We start from the raw sequence: 14,535 nt of genomic DNA on the forward strand, positions 1-14,535 counted from the left end.
TCATTTCCGAAGGAGCTCCCATGACTCTCCTCGTCACCGGCGGCACCGGCTTTGTCATGAGCGTGGTCGCGCGCGCATGGCTGGACCGCGATCCGCACGCCCGCGCCGTGATTCTCGATCGCTCCGGCCTCGACGCGGCGGCCGAAAAGCATTTCGCTCCGGTGCGCGACCGGCTCACGGTGATCGCCGCTGACATCCTCGACCCGAAAGCCTGGTCCGCGACGCTCGACCAGCAGGGCATCACGGCAATCGTCCATGGCGCGACGATCACGCCGATCTCGCGCGGCAGCGCCTCGGAGGCCAAGCGCCAGCCGGAGGCCGAAGACCCTGCCCGCATCGTCGACGTCAATCTCATGGGCACCGTGCGGATGCTGGACTGGGCGCGCACGAGACCGGGCCTCAAGCGTTTCATCTATGTCAGTTCCGGCTCCGTCTACCGCCACAACGGGCCCGACTGGGGTGGCGAGCCATTGCCGGAAGACGGCTATGTCGCGCCGCTGACGCTCTACGGCATCTCGAAATTCGCCTCCGAGATGGTCACCAACCGCTATGCCGACCTGTTCAGCCTGTCGGCGGTCTCGGTGCGGCTTGCTTCCGTCTACGGCCCGATGGACCGCGCCACCGAGAGCCGCAATTTTCGCCATGTCCCCAACCGCGTCGCACATATGGCGTTGGCCGGCGAGACGATCAGGCCGAACAGCCTGGAACCTGTCGGCGACTATGTCACTTCCACCGACGTTGCCGCCGCGATCCTCGCGCTGATCGATGCGCCGCGTCTCAACTATCGCCACTACAATATCGGCTCCGGATCCAGCCAGGCCATCGGCGAGATCATCGGCTGGGCAGCCGAACGCGTGCCGGGACTGAAGGCCGAGGTGACGCCGGGAGACGACGCCAACATCGTCCAGGATGTGACCCTGAAAGGCGGCATGTGGGGCGCCTATGACATCGCCCGCATCCTGCGCGACACCGCTTGGCGGCCGCGTCCCGGCAAGGAAGCCTTCCATGCCTACATGGACTGGATCACCGCCAACGAGAACTGAGCCAACCAGATCAGGAGACAAGCCGATGCCGACCGATCCGCAGCAAGCAGCGCAGCCGCGCGATTTCGTCGGCTACGGTCCGCATCCGCCCTTCGTCACCTGGCCGGGCGGCGTCAAGCTCGCCGTCAACCTCGTGCTCAACTACGAGGAAGGCTCGGAATACAACTGGCTGGAGGATGGCCGCAACGACAATTGGGGCGAGTATAATCTCGCCTCCAGCCCGCCGGTGCGCGACCTCGGCACCGAGACGCATTTCGAATATGGCAGCCGCGCCGGCGTCTGGCGCCTGGCCAGGCTGTTTGACCGCTACGCCATTCCCGTCACCTTTTCCGCCTGCGCCGTGGCGCTCGAGCGCAACCCGCCTCTGGTAGAGTGGATGAAGGCGCGCAGGCATGACCTGATGGGCCACGGCCTGCGCTGGATCGACTACACGACCATGGAGCGGGCTGAGGAAGAGCGTCATCTTCATCAGGCGATCGCGCTTTACGAAAAACTGCTCGGCAAGCGTCCCATCGGCTGGAACTGCCGCTCGCTGCCCAGCGTCAACACGCGCGACCTTCTGGTCGAGGAAGGCGGCTTCCTCTACCATTCCGATCCCTGCAATGACGACCTGCCATATTTCCTCGATCATCGCGGCACCGAGATCCTCGTCGTCCCCTATTCGAAGACGCTCAACGACAGCCGCTATCTGGTGGCGCCGGGCTACAGCAATCCGCGCGACTTCGCCGAGGACTGCCGCGCGGCCATCGACTATATGCTCTCGGAAGCCGGCGAGACCGGCGGCCGCATGCTGACCATCGGCATTCACGCCCGCTGGATGGGTCAGCCCAACCGCGCCTCGGGCCTGCGCGAGGTGATCGAGCATGTCCAGCAAAGCGACGGCGCCGCCTTCATGCGCCGCGAGGACATCGCCCGCTTCTGGCATGCCAACCATGCCCGCTTCGAGCAGCGTGGTTGAGGGCGTGTTCGAAACATTGATCCGTGGTGGAACGGTGGTGAACGCCGACGGCCTCAGCCGCGGCGATATCGGCATCGCCGCGGGCAAGGTCGCCGCAATCATCGCGCCCGGCGAAGCCGCCGAAGCCAGGACGGTCGTCGACGCCTCCGGCAGCTTCGTGCTACCCGGCCTCGTCGATGCGCATGCGCATCTGCGCGACCCCGGCCTGACCCATAAGGAGGACTTTTCCTCCGGCACCCATGCGGCCGCACTCGGCGGCGTGACGACGGTGCTCGACATGCCGACCGACGAACCTTGGACCGCGACGGCTGAGCAGCTAGACGACAAGATGGCGACGGCCGAAGGCCGCATCCATGTCGATGTCGGCCTGCAGGCCGTGGTCAGCCGAGATCTGTCGCCTGTCCCTCGCCTGCTCGGCCTCGCGCCGGTGTCGTTCGAGCTGTTCACCGCCGACGTGCCGGATGCCTTCCTGTTCGACACGCTCGACACGGTCGCTGGGGCGCTGAGGGCTTTCAGAGACGCCGACACCTTGATAGGCATCTCGCCCGGCGACCAGTCGATCCTCACAGGCAGCACTGCGCGCGACCGCTCCGGCACCATCGCCGCCTTCCTGGACAGCCGCCCGCCGCTGGCCGAAGCCAACGGCATCGCTCGCGCGCTTGTCGCCGCGGCCTCAACCGAGGCGAGGGTCCACGTCCGGCAGATCAATTCCGAATTGGGTGTCGAGACCTGGAGCCGGCTGCGCGGCATGGCCGACGCCACCGTCGAGACCACGCCGCAAAACCTGTTCTTCACGGCGCAGGATTACGAGGCGCAAGGCGCCAATCTGAAGGCCTCGCCGCCGTTGCGCTCACCGCATGATATCGACGCGCTGCGCGCCGCGCTCAGCGCGGGACTGATCGACATCGTCGCCACCGATCACGCCCCGCACGCGCCGGCCGAAAAGGCGGCATCCTATTCGGCTTTCGCCGACATCCCCGGCGGCATGCCGGGACTGCAGACCCTGCTTCCCACCATGCTGAGGCTGGTGGACGAAGGGCTCATCGCGCTGCACGATCTTGTACGCATGTGCTCCAGAAACCCAGCCGAGCGCTTCGGCCTCGGCCGGCGCAAGGGGCGTGTCGCCGTCGGCTACGATGCCGATCTGCTCATCCTCGACCCGCGCCGATCCAGCACGGTCGCCAATGCCGACCAGGTGTCGCGGGCGGGCTACACGCCCTTTGACGGCTGGACGGTGAAAGCGCGCCTGACCAACGTCTTCCTGCGCGGCCATGAGATCGTGCGCGAAGGCAGGCTGGTCGGCCAGGCGCAAGGAAAGATCGTCACCCGGGAGAGCTGAACACCATGGCCTTGCTCACAGGTAAAACCGCCATCGTCACCGGAGCAAGCTCCGGCATCGGCCGCGCGATCGCGCTGAAGTTCGCCGCCGAAGGCGCCAACGTCGTCGTCGCCGACACGGTCGAGCAGCCGATCGAAGGCGGCGAGAGCACCGTCGATAGGATTCGTGCTGCCGGCGGCACCGCCATCTACGTCGGAACCGACATCTCGGACTGGAGCGCCGTCGACGCGCTGGTCCGCGCAACCATCGCGCAGTTCGGGCGCCTCGACGTGATGGTCAACAATGCCGCGATCTACACCAGCACCAACCTGATCGAGACCACGCCGGAACAGTGGAACCGCGTCATCGGCGTCAATCTGACGGGCTTTTTCTACTGCAACAAACGCGCCGTCATGCAAATGCTGGCCCAGGCGCCGGTCAACGAGGTGCGCGGCCGCATCATCAACATCTCCTCGCAGCACGGCATGGTCGCCTGCCCCGGCGACCTGCCCTATTCGGTGAGCAAGGGCGGCATCGTGCAGATGACGCGCCAGATCGCGGTTGACCACGCCGACGACCTGATCGTCTGCAACGCCATCGCGCCGGGCAAGATCATCACCGGCAAGCCGGGCGTCGCTAACGATCCTGACGCGCTCGACTATTCTCGTCGCCGTACACCCTGGCCGCGGCTCGGCCAGCCGAGCGACGTGGCCGGCGCGGCGTTGTTCCTCGCCAGCGACATGGCCAGCTACGTCACCGGCATAAACCTGATGGTGGACGGCGGCTGGATGGCGGGCTGACGGTCGCCAATCGGCCATTGCCCGGCATTCAGCGACAGGAACCTTTGCGGAAACCACCCGTTGACCCTGCTGCGAGGGGGGCCAACGATATCTGGAATCCGTTGCCTTGGACGCAAAAACTGAAAGAAAAGAGCGCGAAACCGCTCCCGCCGAGGAAACGCGGGCTCAGCCCCGGTCCGATCAGCAGAAACGCCCGGCGGGCGACGACAAGCCCGTTAAAGACAAGCGCGGCAACGAAGGGCTGGCGCAAGACACGCAGGCGGATAACGGTCCGTCGGACACAAACAGGTCCGACCTCATCAGGCGCCATCCCTACATAGCGGCGATCGTCGCGATCCTCATCCTGTTGGTCATCGCCGCCGTGGTCATCTGGTGGATCAACGCACGTCAGTATGAATGGACCGACGACGCCTTCATCGACGCCCGCACGGTGACGGTCGGCGCGGAAATTTCCGGGCGCATCACCGATGTCGCCGTCACCGACAACCAACCGATCGAGGCCGGCGCGGTGCTTCTGCGCATCGACGACAGCGACTACCAGGCTTCGCTCAAACAGGCGGAAGCCGGCGTTGTGGCGGCGCAGGCCGAGATCGCCAACGTCCAGGCCCAGACCCAGGCGCAGAACGCCAAGATCGATGCCGCCGGCAAGCAGGTGGCGCAGGCGCAGGCTGCGCTCGAATTCGCCAGGTCCGAGGACCAGCGCAACCGCGAGCTCCTGGCCAAGGGCACGGCGACGCAACAGCAGGCGCAGCAGGCCGCTTCGACCTTGCGCCAGGATCAGGCGGCGCTCGATGCCGCCAACGCCAATGCCGAGGCGGCGAAAAGCCAGGTTGCGGTTCTCCAGGCACAAGGCAAGAGCGCCGAGGCCAAGCTTCGGCAGGCCGAGGCCAGCGAGGACCAGGCCAAGACCACCCTCACCCGCACGACCATCACCGCACCCGTCGCCGGCCATGCCACCAACATCACGGCCGCGAAAGGCACCTATGCGCAGCCCGGCCAGGTGCTGATGATGTTCGTGCCCAAGGACGTCTGGGTGAAGGCGAACTTCAAGGAGACGCAGCTCGACCTGATGCGGCCGGGCCAGCCTGTCGATATCGCCATCGACGCCTATCCCGAAAAGACATTCCACGGCCATATCGACAGCATCCAGGCCGGCAGCGGCACGGCGTTCAGCCTGCTTCCGGCCGAAAACGCCACAGGCAATTTCGTCAAGGTGGTGCAGCGTGTGCCGGTCAAGATCATGTTCGACCAGCCGCCCGGTGTCTATCTTGGTCCGGGCATGTCGGTCGTGCCGACGGTCAAGGTGCGATGAGTGACGCCGTAACAGCCCATGGCGACCAAAGCCGTTCGGCGGCTGGCGGCCGCAACCCCTGGCTGATCGCGATCGTCGTATCGATCGCGACCTTCATGCTGGTGCTCGACACCTCGATCGCCAATGTCGCGCTGCGCAACATCGCAGGCAGCCTGGCCGCAGGCATGGACGAGAGCACATGGGTGATCACCACCTATCTCGTCGCCAACTCCGTCATCATCCCGGTCAGCGGCTGGCTGACCAGCGTCATCGGCCGCAAGCGCTACTACATGATCTGCGTGGCCACTTTCACGCTCGCATCCCTGCTCTGCGGACTGGCGCCCAATCTGCCCACGCTGATCGCCTTCCGCATCCTGCAGGGGCTCGGCGGCGGCGGCATGGCGCCGAGCGAGCAGTCGATCCTCGCCGACACCTTTCCGCCTGAGAAACGCTCTCAGGCCTTCGCCCTTTACGGCATTGCGGTCATCGTCGCGCCGACCGTCGGGCCGACCATCGGCGGCTGGCTGACCGACAATTTCTCCTGGCACTGGATCTTCTTCATCAATGTGCCGTTCGGCATCATGTCGCTGGCGCTCGTGCAATGGCTGGTGATCGAGCCCGACATTCTCGAGCGCGAGCGTCGCGAGCGGTTGAGCAAGGGGCTGAAAGTCGACTGGATCGGCTTCATCCTGGTGGCGCTGGCGCTGGGCTGCCTCGAAGTCTTCCTCGACGAGGGCCAGCGCAACGACTGGTTCGCCTCGACCTTCATCACTGCTTTCGCCGTGATTTCGGCCGTGTCGTTCCTGCTGCTTGTCCCGTGGGAGTGGACGAGGCGCGACCCGATCGTCGACATCCGCCTGCTTTTCAGCCGGCAGTTCGGCATGTCGTTCCTGGTCATGATGGCGGTGGGCGCGGTGCTGTTCAGCAGCACGCAGTTGGTCCCGCAACTGCAGCAGACGACCTTCGACTACACCGCCACCCTTTCCGGCCTGTCGATGATGCCCGGCGGCATCGCCATGCTCCTGCTGATGCCGATATCGGGGTTTGCCGCCGGCATCGTCCAGCCGCGCTATCTCATCATGATGGGCATGTCGGTGGTCGCGATCGCGCTTTGGCACATGACCTCGCTGACGCCCGACGCCAGCTTCGGTTTCTTCGCCTACGCGCGCGTCTATATGATGATCGGTCTGCCGTTCCTGTTCATCCCGATTTCGACGGCCGCCTATGTCGGCCTGCCGCCGCAGAAGACCGACCAGGCATCCTCGCTGATCAACGTCGCCCGCAACATCGGCGGCAGCATCGGCGTGTCGCTGTCCAACACGGTGATCGCCCAGAACGCGCAGCTCCATCAGTCGGTGCTGGTCGGCCACACGGCGCAGTCGAGCGAGGCCTATCAGCAGACGCTTCGCCAGGTGACGGACCATTTCGTCGCCGAGGGCTCGCCGCTGGTCGAAGCCAGGCAGCAGGCCGTCGGCTGGATCGGACAGGAAATCGGCCGCCAGGCCTCGCTGCTCGCCTATGTCGATGTTTTCTTTTACTGCGCGATTGCAACGGCGCTGCTGGTGCCGTTTGCCCTCCTGCTGCGGCCACCCAAACAGTCGCCAGCGAAGCGTTAGCTATCCTGTCACCCGGAGCTTGCGCCTCAGCGCCCGCCGCGCCAAGCTGGTGGCTTCTGGAGGAACCTCATGCGCACCATCCTGGCATCGGCGCTGCTTTTGGCGGCGGCATTTTTCACGACCAATGCAAATGCTCTCGACAGTTCGAACACGCCGGTCGTGGTGACGCCGCTGGCGTCGAAGACGACGACCGCATCGGGCCAGCCGATCACGCTGCCGCAGAAGAATGTCGAGGTTCAGGTCTCGTCCTACCAGATTGCGCAGGGAGCGACCTTGCCAGTGCACAAGCACCCCTTCCCGCGCTACGCCTATGTCGAGCAGGGAACGCTCAAGGTCACCAATGTCGAGACCGGCGCCGCCAACACTTACAAGGCCGGCGACTTCATCATCGAGATGATCGGGCAATGGCACCAGGCCACCAATATCGGCGCCGATCCGGTGAAGCTTCTGGTGATCGACCAGGTCGAGCAAGGCGCCAGGAACACGATCCTGAAACAGTAGCCGGCAAGGCCTCGAAGCCGGCCTCTCGCCTTATCCCCAGGCGCCCACCGGTTGCCTTGTGGTGGCGTTCAGGCGGTTGAAGGCGTTGATCAGCGCAATCTGGATCACCAAAGCGGCGAGCGCCTTGTCGTCATAGTGGCGCGCCGCCTCGTCCCAGACGTCGTCCGGCACCGCGTCGGAGCGGTCGGCCAGCCGCGTCGCAGCTTCGGCAAGCGCAAGCGCCGCGCGCTCCGGGTCGGTGAAATAAGGCGTCTCCCGCCATGCCGACACCGCAAAAATCCGCTCGTCCTTCTCGCCGGCTTTCTTCAGCTCGCGCGCATGCATGTCGACGCAGACGGCGCAGGCGTTGATCTGGCTGGCGCGCAGGTGAACGAGCTTGCGCGTCACATAAGGCACGTCGCCGGCCTCGGTCGACTTGTCTAGCGCCAGCAGCGCCTGCCGCGCGCCGGGAATGAGCATCACCGGGTTCTTCAATCTTGCTTCCATCATCCGTCTCCTCGGCTTCGCGCGGCCGACAAGGCCCGCGCCGATCAATAACTTTGCAGTTATGAGTTATCCATAACTTTGCAGTTATGCATTGTCAAGCGAGTTGCACGGCTGGCGACTTCCATGGCTGGACCGATCGTTGCGGCTTTCGCGACGGCGCGCCCGATGCTAGGGCTGCCCATCTCGTCGAAAGCATGGATGGAAACCGGTGGCGGACACGCAAAAACCCCTGATCGAAATCTGCGTCGAAGGCATTGACGGGCTGCTTGCCGCGCAGGCCGCCGGCGCCGACCGGGTCGAGCTCTGCGCCAGCCTGGTCGAGGGCGGCATCACGCCGAGCCTCGGCACGGTGCGCGCCGCGCTCGAAAGCGCGACCATCCCCTTCCATGTCATCGTGCGCCCGCGCGGCGGCGATTTCCTCTACAGCGAGACCGAATACCGCTCGATGCTCACCGACGTCGAAGCGCTTCGCGAGCTTGGCGTGGCCGGCGTCGTGGTCGGCTGCCTGACCGCCGACGGCGCCATCGACGAGGCGCGCATGAGCGCGCTGGTCGAGGCCGCCGGCCCGCTCAATGTCACCTGCCACCGCGCCTTCGACATGACGCGCGATCCGGCAGAGGCGCTCGAAGCCCTGATCCGCTGCAGGGTCGGCCGCGTGCTGACCAGCGGCCAGCGCGACACGGCAATCGAAGGCATCAAGATTTTGGCAAAGCTCGTTCGCCAGGCCGGCTCGCGCATCATCATCCTCGGCTGCGGCGCGCTGGCGCCCGACACGATTGGCGAGGTGCGCAGGCGGACCGGACTGACCGAGATGCATTTCGCAGCACTTGCGGACGTGCCGAGCGCCATGCGCTACCGCAACCCGGATGTCGGCATGGGCGGCGCCGACCTCGACCGCGAATACCGCACCACGGTGACCGACCAAGCCCTGGTGGCGGCGACGATCGCGGCCGCGAAGGCCTGACGATGATGATCGAACGCATTTCGCCCGCCGACGAGGCCGCCATCCTCGCGCTCAACAACGAGCATGCGGCGGAGCTGTCCTGGCTTGAGCCGGAACGGCTGTCCTATCTGCTCGGGCAAGCGTTCTACGCCCGCCGCATCGGCGCGCTCGAAGCCTTCATCATGACCTTCGACCAGGATGCGCGCTACGACAGCCCGAACTTCCTCTGGTTTCGCCAGCGTTATCCGCGCTTCGTCTATGTCGACCGTGTGGTGGTCGCGGCCGTCGCGCGCGGCCGCGGCCATGCCCGCCGGCTCTATGAGGATCTGTTCGAGCAGGCCCGGCGCGCCGGCCATACCATCGTCACCTGCGAGGTCAACGCCGATCCGCCCAACCCTGCCTCCGATGCCTTCCACGCCGCGCTTGGCTTCGCCGAGGTCGGCGATGCGGTGATCCACGGCGGCAAGAAGTCGGTGCGCTATTGGGCAAAGCCGATCGCCGCCTGAACACCCCCGAACCCGCTGGCCAGGAAAACAAGCCGAAGCTAATATAGAAGCTCCGCAGGCTGGGGGCGGCATCATGGCGAGCAATGTCTTCCGCTTCGACGAAAGTTGGGACATCCCCGAAGGCACGCCGCAGGAAGTGTGGGACGTGCTGTCGGACGCTGAGCTTCTGCCACTCTGGTGGGGCGATGCCTACAAGGAGGTCGAGCCGCTCGACAAGAAGGGCAAGGGCGTCGTCGGCGCCCGCGCCAGGGCGAGAGCGCGCGGCGCCCTGCCCTATGAGCTGAACTTCATCATCGAGGCCGCCGAGCTCGAGCCCGGCCGGCTGGTGGTGGTGAAGACCTTCGGCGATTTCGACGGGCTCTGGCGAGCCGAGCTGTCGCCGTCCGGACAAGGCACGCATGTCGATCTGGTTTGGCAGGTCACGGTCGAGAGGCCGATCCTCAAGCTGCTGGCGCCGCTGCTAAGGCCAGCCTTCGCCTGGAACCATCGCTGGACGACGCCGCGCGGCGAAGCCGGGCTTCGCCGCTATCTCGCGGCGCGGAAGAACGGCGAGACCTGATCTCACCAGTTGCGGTTGAGCCAGCCGCGTGCGGGCTTTTCGACGATATAGTAACTGGCCAGCGCGCAGGCGAACACGGCCGCCAGCATCGGGATCGGCGACCAACCGTGCTCATCGACGAATTTGTAGAAGGGCTGCTGCCACAAATAGAGCGAATAGGACCACAGCCCGAGCATCACCATAGGCCAGGACGACAGCAGCCCCTTCACATAGCCGATCGCGAAGTCGAGCGTGTTGACCGCGAGCGCCAGCAGCGGCACGCCGACAAGATAGTGGATCGGCGTCGGCACCCGGTCGAGGAACAGCAACAGGCCGCCAACCGCGGCCCCGAGCGCCACATGCTGGCTTTGCAGGAAAGTCGGCAGGCGCCCGTCAGCCTTGAGCAGGCAGATCGCCGCGGACAGCAGGATCGAGGCGATATGCACGTCGGTGCGCCAGTAGGTGGTCTCGTAGCCCATGCCGAGAATCCCGTACGAAATCGCGCCGTTGGCCATTGCCAGCAAGGCCAGCACCAGAAGCAGCCGGATAACATTGGCGCGTCCTGAAACCACCACGCTGATCAGCGCGAGCAGGATATAGGAATGCTCCTCGACGCAGAGCGACCAGATGTGGTCGAGCGCGCCGGCGCGATTGATGAAGATGCCGGCGTAATTGTAGGTGAAGGTCAGCGCCGTCAGCGCCGCCTTCCATTTGAAGGCGATGAAGGTTCCGGTCAGGCCGATCATGGCGGCTATCGCGAACACCAGCAGCGCGGGATAGATGCGCGAGAAGCGGCGTTTGAAGAATTTCTTCAGCGGAAAGCGCTCGATGAACAGGATCTCGCCCATCAGCCGGCCGCTCAGCACGAAGAAGAGCTCGACGCCGAGCACGCCGAGATTGAGTCCCGGGACCGGAAAGAAATGGCCGATCAGCACCATCGCGATCGACAGGCCTCGCCAGCCGTCGAGATAAGCCAGCCTTGCCCTGGCTTCCCTGTCGGCCGCGGCCCGCGGCAGGACAACGGACGCTGCGGAGATGTCGGTCATACCCTGCCTTCGCAACTCGAGGTCCGCATGCGAAGCGTTGCCCGCGTCTCGGACTGTCTGGTGTTCCCGCCATGGTCATTTTGCAGTGCGGGATACTATTGTGCAAGTGCGAAAGCGGGAATACTCAGGTAGTTCCCGCCAAGTCGTTGCGAATACAGAAGGAAAAGGGGCCGCGAGGGCCCCTTTGTCTCACCCAGGCTGAGGGCGTTCAGGCGTTGGCCGCGGCCACCGCGCGCTTGGCCATCACCGCGATCAGGTTGGCGCGGTAGTCGGCGGAGGCATGGAGATCGCTCATCAGCCCCTTCGCCGGCACTTTGACGCCACCGAGCGCCGCGGCGTCGAAATTTTTCGCCAGCGCTGCCTCGATTTCCTTGGAGCGAAAGACGCCGTCCTCGCCGGCGCCGGTCACCGCCGCCCTCACCCCGTCCTTGCCCTTGGTCACGAACACGCCGACGATGGCGTAGCGCGAAGCCGGGTTGCGGAACTTCTGGTAGGCCGCCTTGGCCGGAGCGGTAAAGCTCACCGCGGTGACGATCTCGCCTTCTTTCAGCGCCGTCTCGAACAGGCCCTTGAAGAATTTGTCCGCCGGGATCTCGCGCTTGTTGGTGATGATCGTCGCGCCCAGCGCCAGCAATGCCGCCGGATAGTCGGCGGCCGGATCGTTGTTGGCGATCGAGCCGCCGATCGTGCCCTTGTGGCGCACCGCCGGATCGCCGATCAAGGACGCCATATGCGCAAGCGCCGGGCAGGCCTTCTTCAGCTTGTCGTCGGTGGAGACGTCGTAATGCGTCGTCGCGGCGCCTATTGTGACCGTCTTGCCGGACACTTTGACGCCCTGCAGGTCCTTGAGCCGCGACACGTCGACGAGGTCCGACGGCGCTGCCAGCCGCGTCTTCATGGCGGGGATCAAAGTCATGCCGCCGGAAAGCAGCTTGGCATCGCCGTTCTTCAACAGCTTGGCGGCATCGGAGACCGAGGCAGCGCGGTGATAGTTGACTGAGTACATGTGTTTTTCTCCCTTCGGGAGAAAGCGAATAGGGAGTAGCGAATAGCGAATAGAACCTTCCTCTATCCACGCCGCTTTTGTTCCCTATTCGCTACTCCCTATTCGCTATTCGCTTTTCAGTGCTTCGTCGCCCGGATGGTTGCCCACACCGTCGCTGGCGACGCCGGCATGGCGATGTCGACGACGCCGAGCGCATCGGTGATGGCGTTGATGACCGCCGGCGGCGAACCGATGGCGCCGGCCTCGCCGCAGCCCTTGATACCGAGCGGATTGCCCGGACATGGCGTGTTCGAGGTCGAGACCTTGAAGGACGGCAGGTCGCCCGCGCGCGGCATGGTGTAATCCATGTAGCTTGCCGTCAGAAGCTGGCCGCTTGAGTCGTAATGCGCGCCTTCCAGCAGTGCCTGGCCGACGCCTTGGGCGATGCCGCCATGCACCTGCCCCTCGACGATCATCGGATTGATGATGTTGCCGAAATCGTCGGCGGCGACGAACTGGATGATTTCCGTCGTACCGGTTTCCGGATCGATCTCGACCTCGCAGATGTAGCATCCGGCCGGGAAGGTGAAGTTGGACGGATCGTAGAAGGCCGTCTCCTTCAGCCCGGGCTCCATGCCCGCCGGCAAATTGTGGGCGGTGTAGGAGGCAAGCGCCACCTGGAACCAGGGCAGGCTCTTGTCGGTGCCCGCGACCTTGACCTCGCCATTCTCGATGACGATGTCGCCCTCGTCCGCTTCGAGCAGGTGCGCGGCGATCTTCTTGGCCTTGGCCTCGACCTTGTCGAGCGCCTTGACGATGGCCGACATGCCGACGGCGCCGGAACGCGAACCGTAGGTGCCCATGCCCATCTGCACCTTGTCGGTGTCGCCATGGACGATCGACACCGAATCGAGCGGCACGCCGAAGCGCTGGGTGACCAGTTGCGCGAAGGTCGTCTCGTGGCCCTGGCCATGGCTGTGCGAGCCGGTCAGCACCTCGATCGTGCCCACGGCGTTGACGCGCACCTCCGCCGATTCCCAGAGGCCGACGCCGGCGCCGAGCGAGCCGACCGCCGCCGACGGCGCGATGCCGCAGGCCTCGATGTAGCAGCTCATGCCGATGCCGCGCAGCTTGCCCTGCTTGCCCGCATCCGCGCGGCGCTTGGTGAAGCCTGCATAGTCAGCGGCTTTCATCGCCGCGTCGAGCGAGGCGTTATAGTCGCCGGCGTCATAGTTCATGATGACCGGCGTCTGGTGCGGGAAGGACGTGATGAAGTTGCGGCGCCTGAGCTCCGCCGGCGACACGCCGAGCTCGCGCGCGGCGGTTTCCATCGTGCGTTCCAGAAGATAGGTGGCTTCCGGCCGCCCTGCCCCGCGATAGGCGTCGACGGGCGCGGTGTTGGTGTAGACGGTGCGCACATTAGCGTGGATCGCCGGGATGTTGTACTGGCCCGACAGCAGCGTGGCGTAGAGATAGGTCGGCACGCAGGACGAGAACAACGACATGTAGGCGCCGAGATTGGCGATCGTGTCGACCTTGAACCCGGTGATCCGGTTGTCCTTGTCGAAGGCCATCTCGACGGTCGAGACGTGGTCGCGGCCATGCGCGTCCGACAGGAAGCTTTCGGTGCGGTCGGCCACCCATTTGACGGGGACGCCGGTCTTCTTCGACGCCCACAGGCAGACGATCTCTTCCGGGTAGATGTAGATCTTGGAGCCGAAGCCGCCGCCGACATCCGGCGCGATCACGCGCAGCTTGTTTTCCGGGGCGACGTTGTAGAAGGCGCTCATCACCAGCCGCGCGACATGCGGGTTCTGCGACGTCGTCCAGCAGGTATAATGGTCCTCGGCCTTGTCGTAATGGCCGAGCGCGGCGCGCGGCTCCATGGCGTTGGGCACGAGGCGATTGTTGACGATCTTCATGCGCGTGACATGGGCCGCCGACTTGATCGCCGCGTCGGTCGCCTTGGCGTCGCCGATCTCCCAGTCGAAGATCAGGTTGTTGTCGGACTCGGCGTGGATCTGCGGCGCGCCGGCTTGAATGGCCTTCGTAGCGTCGACAACGGCCTTCAGTTCCTTGTAGGTGATCTCGACCGCTTCCGCGGCGTCGCGCGCCTGGCCCTTGGTGTCGGCGACGACGATGACCACCGCGTCGCCGACATAGCGCACCTTGTCGACGGCCAAAGGCGACCATGCGCCCATCTTCATAGGTGTTCCGTCCTTGGAGTGGATCATCCAGCCGCAGATCAAATTGCCGATCCCGTCGGCCTTGAGCTCCTTGCCGGTGAGCACGCCGACGACGCCGGGCATCGCTTGCGCTTTTTTCACGTCGATCTTCTTGATCTGCGCATGGGCGTGCGGACTGCGCACGAACACGGCGTGTTTCATGCCTGGAACCACCATGTCGTCGACATAGCGGCCGCCGCCGGTGATGAACCTCTTGTCTTCCTTGCGCGCCACGCGGGCGCCGACGCCTTCGATACCCATTGCGGAAATTCCTCCGGA

At 65.0% G+C, this 14,535-nt stretch carries 14 protein-coding genes; 10 read left to right on the forward strand and 4 right to left on the reverse strand.

Features of this window, described 5'->3' with window-relative positions:
• Positions 1-20: 20 nt before the first annotated feature.
• The 7 genes from WDX12_RS30730 (at position 21) to WDX12_RS30760 (ending at position 7,527) form a co-directional block, all read left to right on the forward strand.
• Complete coding sequence (locus tag WDX12_RS30730) at positions 21-1,043, forward strand: NAD-dependent epimerase/dehydratase family protein (RefSeq protein WP_434723141.1); 1,023 nt, start codon at positions 21-23, stop codon at positions 1,041-1,043.
• Positions 1,044-1,068: 25 nt separating this feature from the next.
• Positions 1,069-2,001, forward strand: a complete 933-nt coding sequence (locus WDX12_RS30735; RefSeq protein WP_434723142.1) for an allantoinase PuuE — start codon at positions 1,069-1,071, stop codon at positions 1,999-2,001.
• Entirely contained in the window at positions 1,976-3,340 is a 1,365-nt protein-coding gene (locus WDX12_RS30740; protein WP_434723143.1) for a dihydroorotase, read from the forward strand. Before WDX12_RS30735 ends, WDX12_RS30740 begins: the two co-directional genes overlap by 26 nt.
• Positions 3,341-3,345: 5 nt before the next feature.
• Complete coding sequence (locus tag WDX12_RS30745; protein WP_434723144.1) at positions 3,346-4,119, forward strand: SDR family NAD(P)-dependent oxidoreductase; 774 nt, start codon at positions 3,346-3,348, stop codon at positions 4,117-4,119.
• A 106-nt stretch (positions 4,120-4,225) separates the two neighbouring features.
• On the forward strand, positions 4,226-5,431 hold the full coding sequence (locus tag WDX12_RS30750; protein ID WP_434723145.1) for an HlyD family secretion protein: 1,206 nt from the start codon (positions 4,226-4,228) through the stop codon (positions 5,429-5,431).
• On the forward strand, positions 5,428-7,026 hold the full coding sequence (locus tag WDX12_RS30755; protein ID WP_434723146.1) for a DHA2 family efflux MFS transporter permease subunit: 1,599 nt from the start codon (positions 5,428-5,430) through the stop codon (positions 7,024-7,026). The genes WDX12_RS30750 and WDX12_RS30755 overlap by 4 nt, the downstream gene beginning before the upstream one ends.
• 69 nt (positions 7,027-7,095) lie before the next feature.
• Complete coding sequence (locus WDX12_RS30760; RefSeq protein WP_434723147.1) at positions 7,096-7,527, forward strand: cupin domain-containing protein; 432 nt, start codon at positions 7,096-7,098, stop codon at positions 7,525-7,527.
• 30 nt (positions 7,528-7,557) lie between these two features.
• On the opposite strand, the gene WDX12_RS30765 is transcribed toward WDX12_RS30760, so the two are convergent.
• The gene (locus WDX12_RS30765; protein ID WP_434723148.1) at positions 7,558-8,013 is read right to left on the reverse strand and encodes a carboxymuconolactone decarboxylase family protein; all 456 of its coding nucleotides are present in this window, start codon (positions 8,011-8,013) and stop codon (positions 7,558-7,560) included.
• Positions 8,014-8,221: 208 nt separating this feature from the next.
• Between WDX12_RS30765 and WDX12_RS30770 the strand changes: the two genes are divergently transcribed.
• The 3 genes from WDX12_RS30770 (at position 8,222) to WDX12_RS30780 (ending at position 10,021) form a co-directional block, all read left to right on the forward strand.
• Positions 8,222-8,977 (forward strand): copper homeostasis protein CutC, encoded by a 756-nt coding sequence (locus WDX12_RS30770; RefSeq protein WP_434723149.1) that lies wholly within the window; start codon positions 8,222-8,224, stop codon positions 8,975-8,977.
• A 2-nt stretch (positions 8,978-8,979) separates the two neighbouring features.
• Entirely contained in the window at positions 8,980-9,462 is a 483-nt protein-coding gene (locus WDX12_RS30775) for a GNAT family N-acetyltransferase (protein ID WP_434723150.1), read from the forward strand.
• 73 nt (positions 9,463-9,535) lie between these two features.
• Entirely contained in the window at positions 9,536-10,021 is a 486-nt protein-coding gene (locus WDX12_RS30780) for an SRPBCC family protein (RefSeq protein WP_320295396.1), read from the forward strand.
• A gap of 2 nt (positions 10,022-10,023) precedes the next feature.
• Here the strand turns inward: WDX12_RS30780 and WDX12_RS30785 are convergent, their stop codons facing one another.
• The 3 genes from WDX12_RS30785 to WDX12_RS30795 all read right to left on the reverse strand — a co-directional run bounded on the left by WDX12_RS30785 (position 10,024) and on the right by WDX12_RS30795 (position 14,517).
• Complete coding sequence (locus tag WDX12_RS30785; RefSeq protein ID WP_434723151.1) at positions 10,024-11,046, reverse strand: acyltransferase family protein; 1,023 nt, start codon at positions 11,044-11,046, stop codon at positions 10,024-10,026.
• A gap of 208 nt (positions 11,047-11,254) precedes the next feature.
• A complete protein-coding gene (locus WDX12_RS30790; protein ID WP_320295394.1) occupies positions 11,255-12,052 on the reverse strand; it encodes an FAD binding domain-containing protein in 798 nt (265 codons plus the stop codon).
• A gap of 116 nt (positions 12,053-12,168) precedes the next feature.
• On the reverse strand, positions 12,169-14,517 hold the full coding sequence (locus WDX12_RS30795; protein ID WP_434723152.1) for a xanthine dehydrogenase family protein molybdopterin-binding subunit: 2,349 nt from the start codon (positions 14,515-14,517) through the stop codon (positions 12,169-12,171).
• Positions 14,518-14,535: the final 18 nt, after the last annotated feature.

Source organism: Mesorhizobium sp. RIZ17 (assembly GCF_051127865.1).
Lineage (GTDB): Bacteria > Pseudomonadota > Alphaproteobacteria > Rhizobiales > Rhizobiaceae > Mesorhizobium > Mesorhizobium humile.

What these genes read in the sequence shown, in the direction of transcription:
- WDX12_RS30730 (WP_434723141.1), top strand. Translation starts at nt 21, where the DNA reads ATGACTCTCCTCGTCACCGGCGGCACCGGCTTTGTCATGAGCGTGGTC.
- WDX12_RS30735 (WP_434723142.1), top strand. Translation starts at nt 1,069, where the DNA reads ATGCCGACCGATCCGCAGCAAGCAGCGCAGCCGCGCGATTTCGTCGGC.
- WDX12_RS30740 (WP_434723143.1), top strand. Translation starts at nt 1,976, where the DNA reads ATGCCCGCTTCGAGCAGCGTGGTTGAGGGCGTGTTCGAAACATTGATC.
- WDX12_RS30745 (WP_434723144.1), top strand. Translation starts at nt 3,346, where the DNA reads ATGGCCTTGCTCACAGGTAAAACCGCCATCGTCACCGGAGCAAGCTCC.
- WDX12_RS30755 (WP_434723146.1), top strand. Translation starts at nt 5,428, where the DNA reads ATGAGTGACGCCGTAACAGCCCATGGCGACCAAAGCCGTTCGGCGGCT.
- WDX12_RS30760 (WP_434723147.1), top strand. Translation starts at nt 7,096, where the DNA reads ATGCGCACCATCCTGGCATCGGCGCTGCTTTTGGCGGCGGCATTTTTC.
- WDX12_RS30765 (WP_434723148.1), bottom strand. Translation starts at nt 8,013, where the DNA reads ATGGAAGCAAGATTGAAGAACCCGGTGATGCTCATTCCCGGCGCGCGG.
- WDX12_RS30775 (WP_434723150.1), top strand. Translation starts at nt 8,980, where the DNA reads ATGATGATCGAACGCATTTCGCCCGCCGACGAGGCCGCCATCCTCGCG.
- WDX12_RS30780 (WP_320295396.1), top strand. Translation starts at nt 9,536, where the DNA reads ATGGCGAGCAATGTCTTCCGCTTCGACGAAAGTTGGGACATCCCCGAA.
- WDX12_RS30785 (WP_434723151.1), bottom strand. Translation starts at nt 11,046, where the DNA reads ATGACCGACATCTCCGCAGCGTCCGTTGTCCTGCCGCGGGCCGCGGCC.
- WDX12_RS30790 (WP_320295394.1), bottom strand. Translation starts at nt 12,052, where the DNA reads ATGTACTCAGTCAACTATCACCGCGCTGCCTCGGTCTCCGATGCCGCC.
- WDX12_RS30795 (WP_434723152.1), bottom strand. Translation starts at nt 14,517, where the DNA reads ATGGGTATCGAAGGCGTCGGCGCCCGCGTGGCGCGCAAGGAAGACAAG.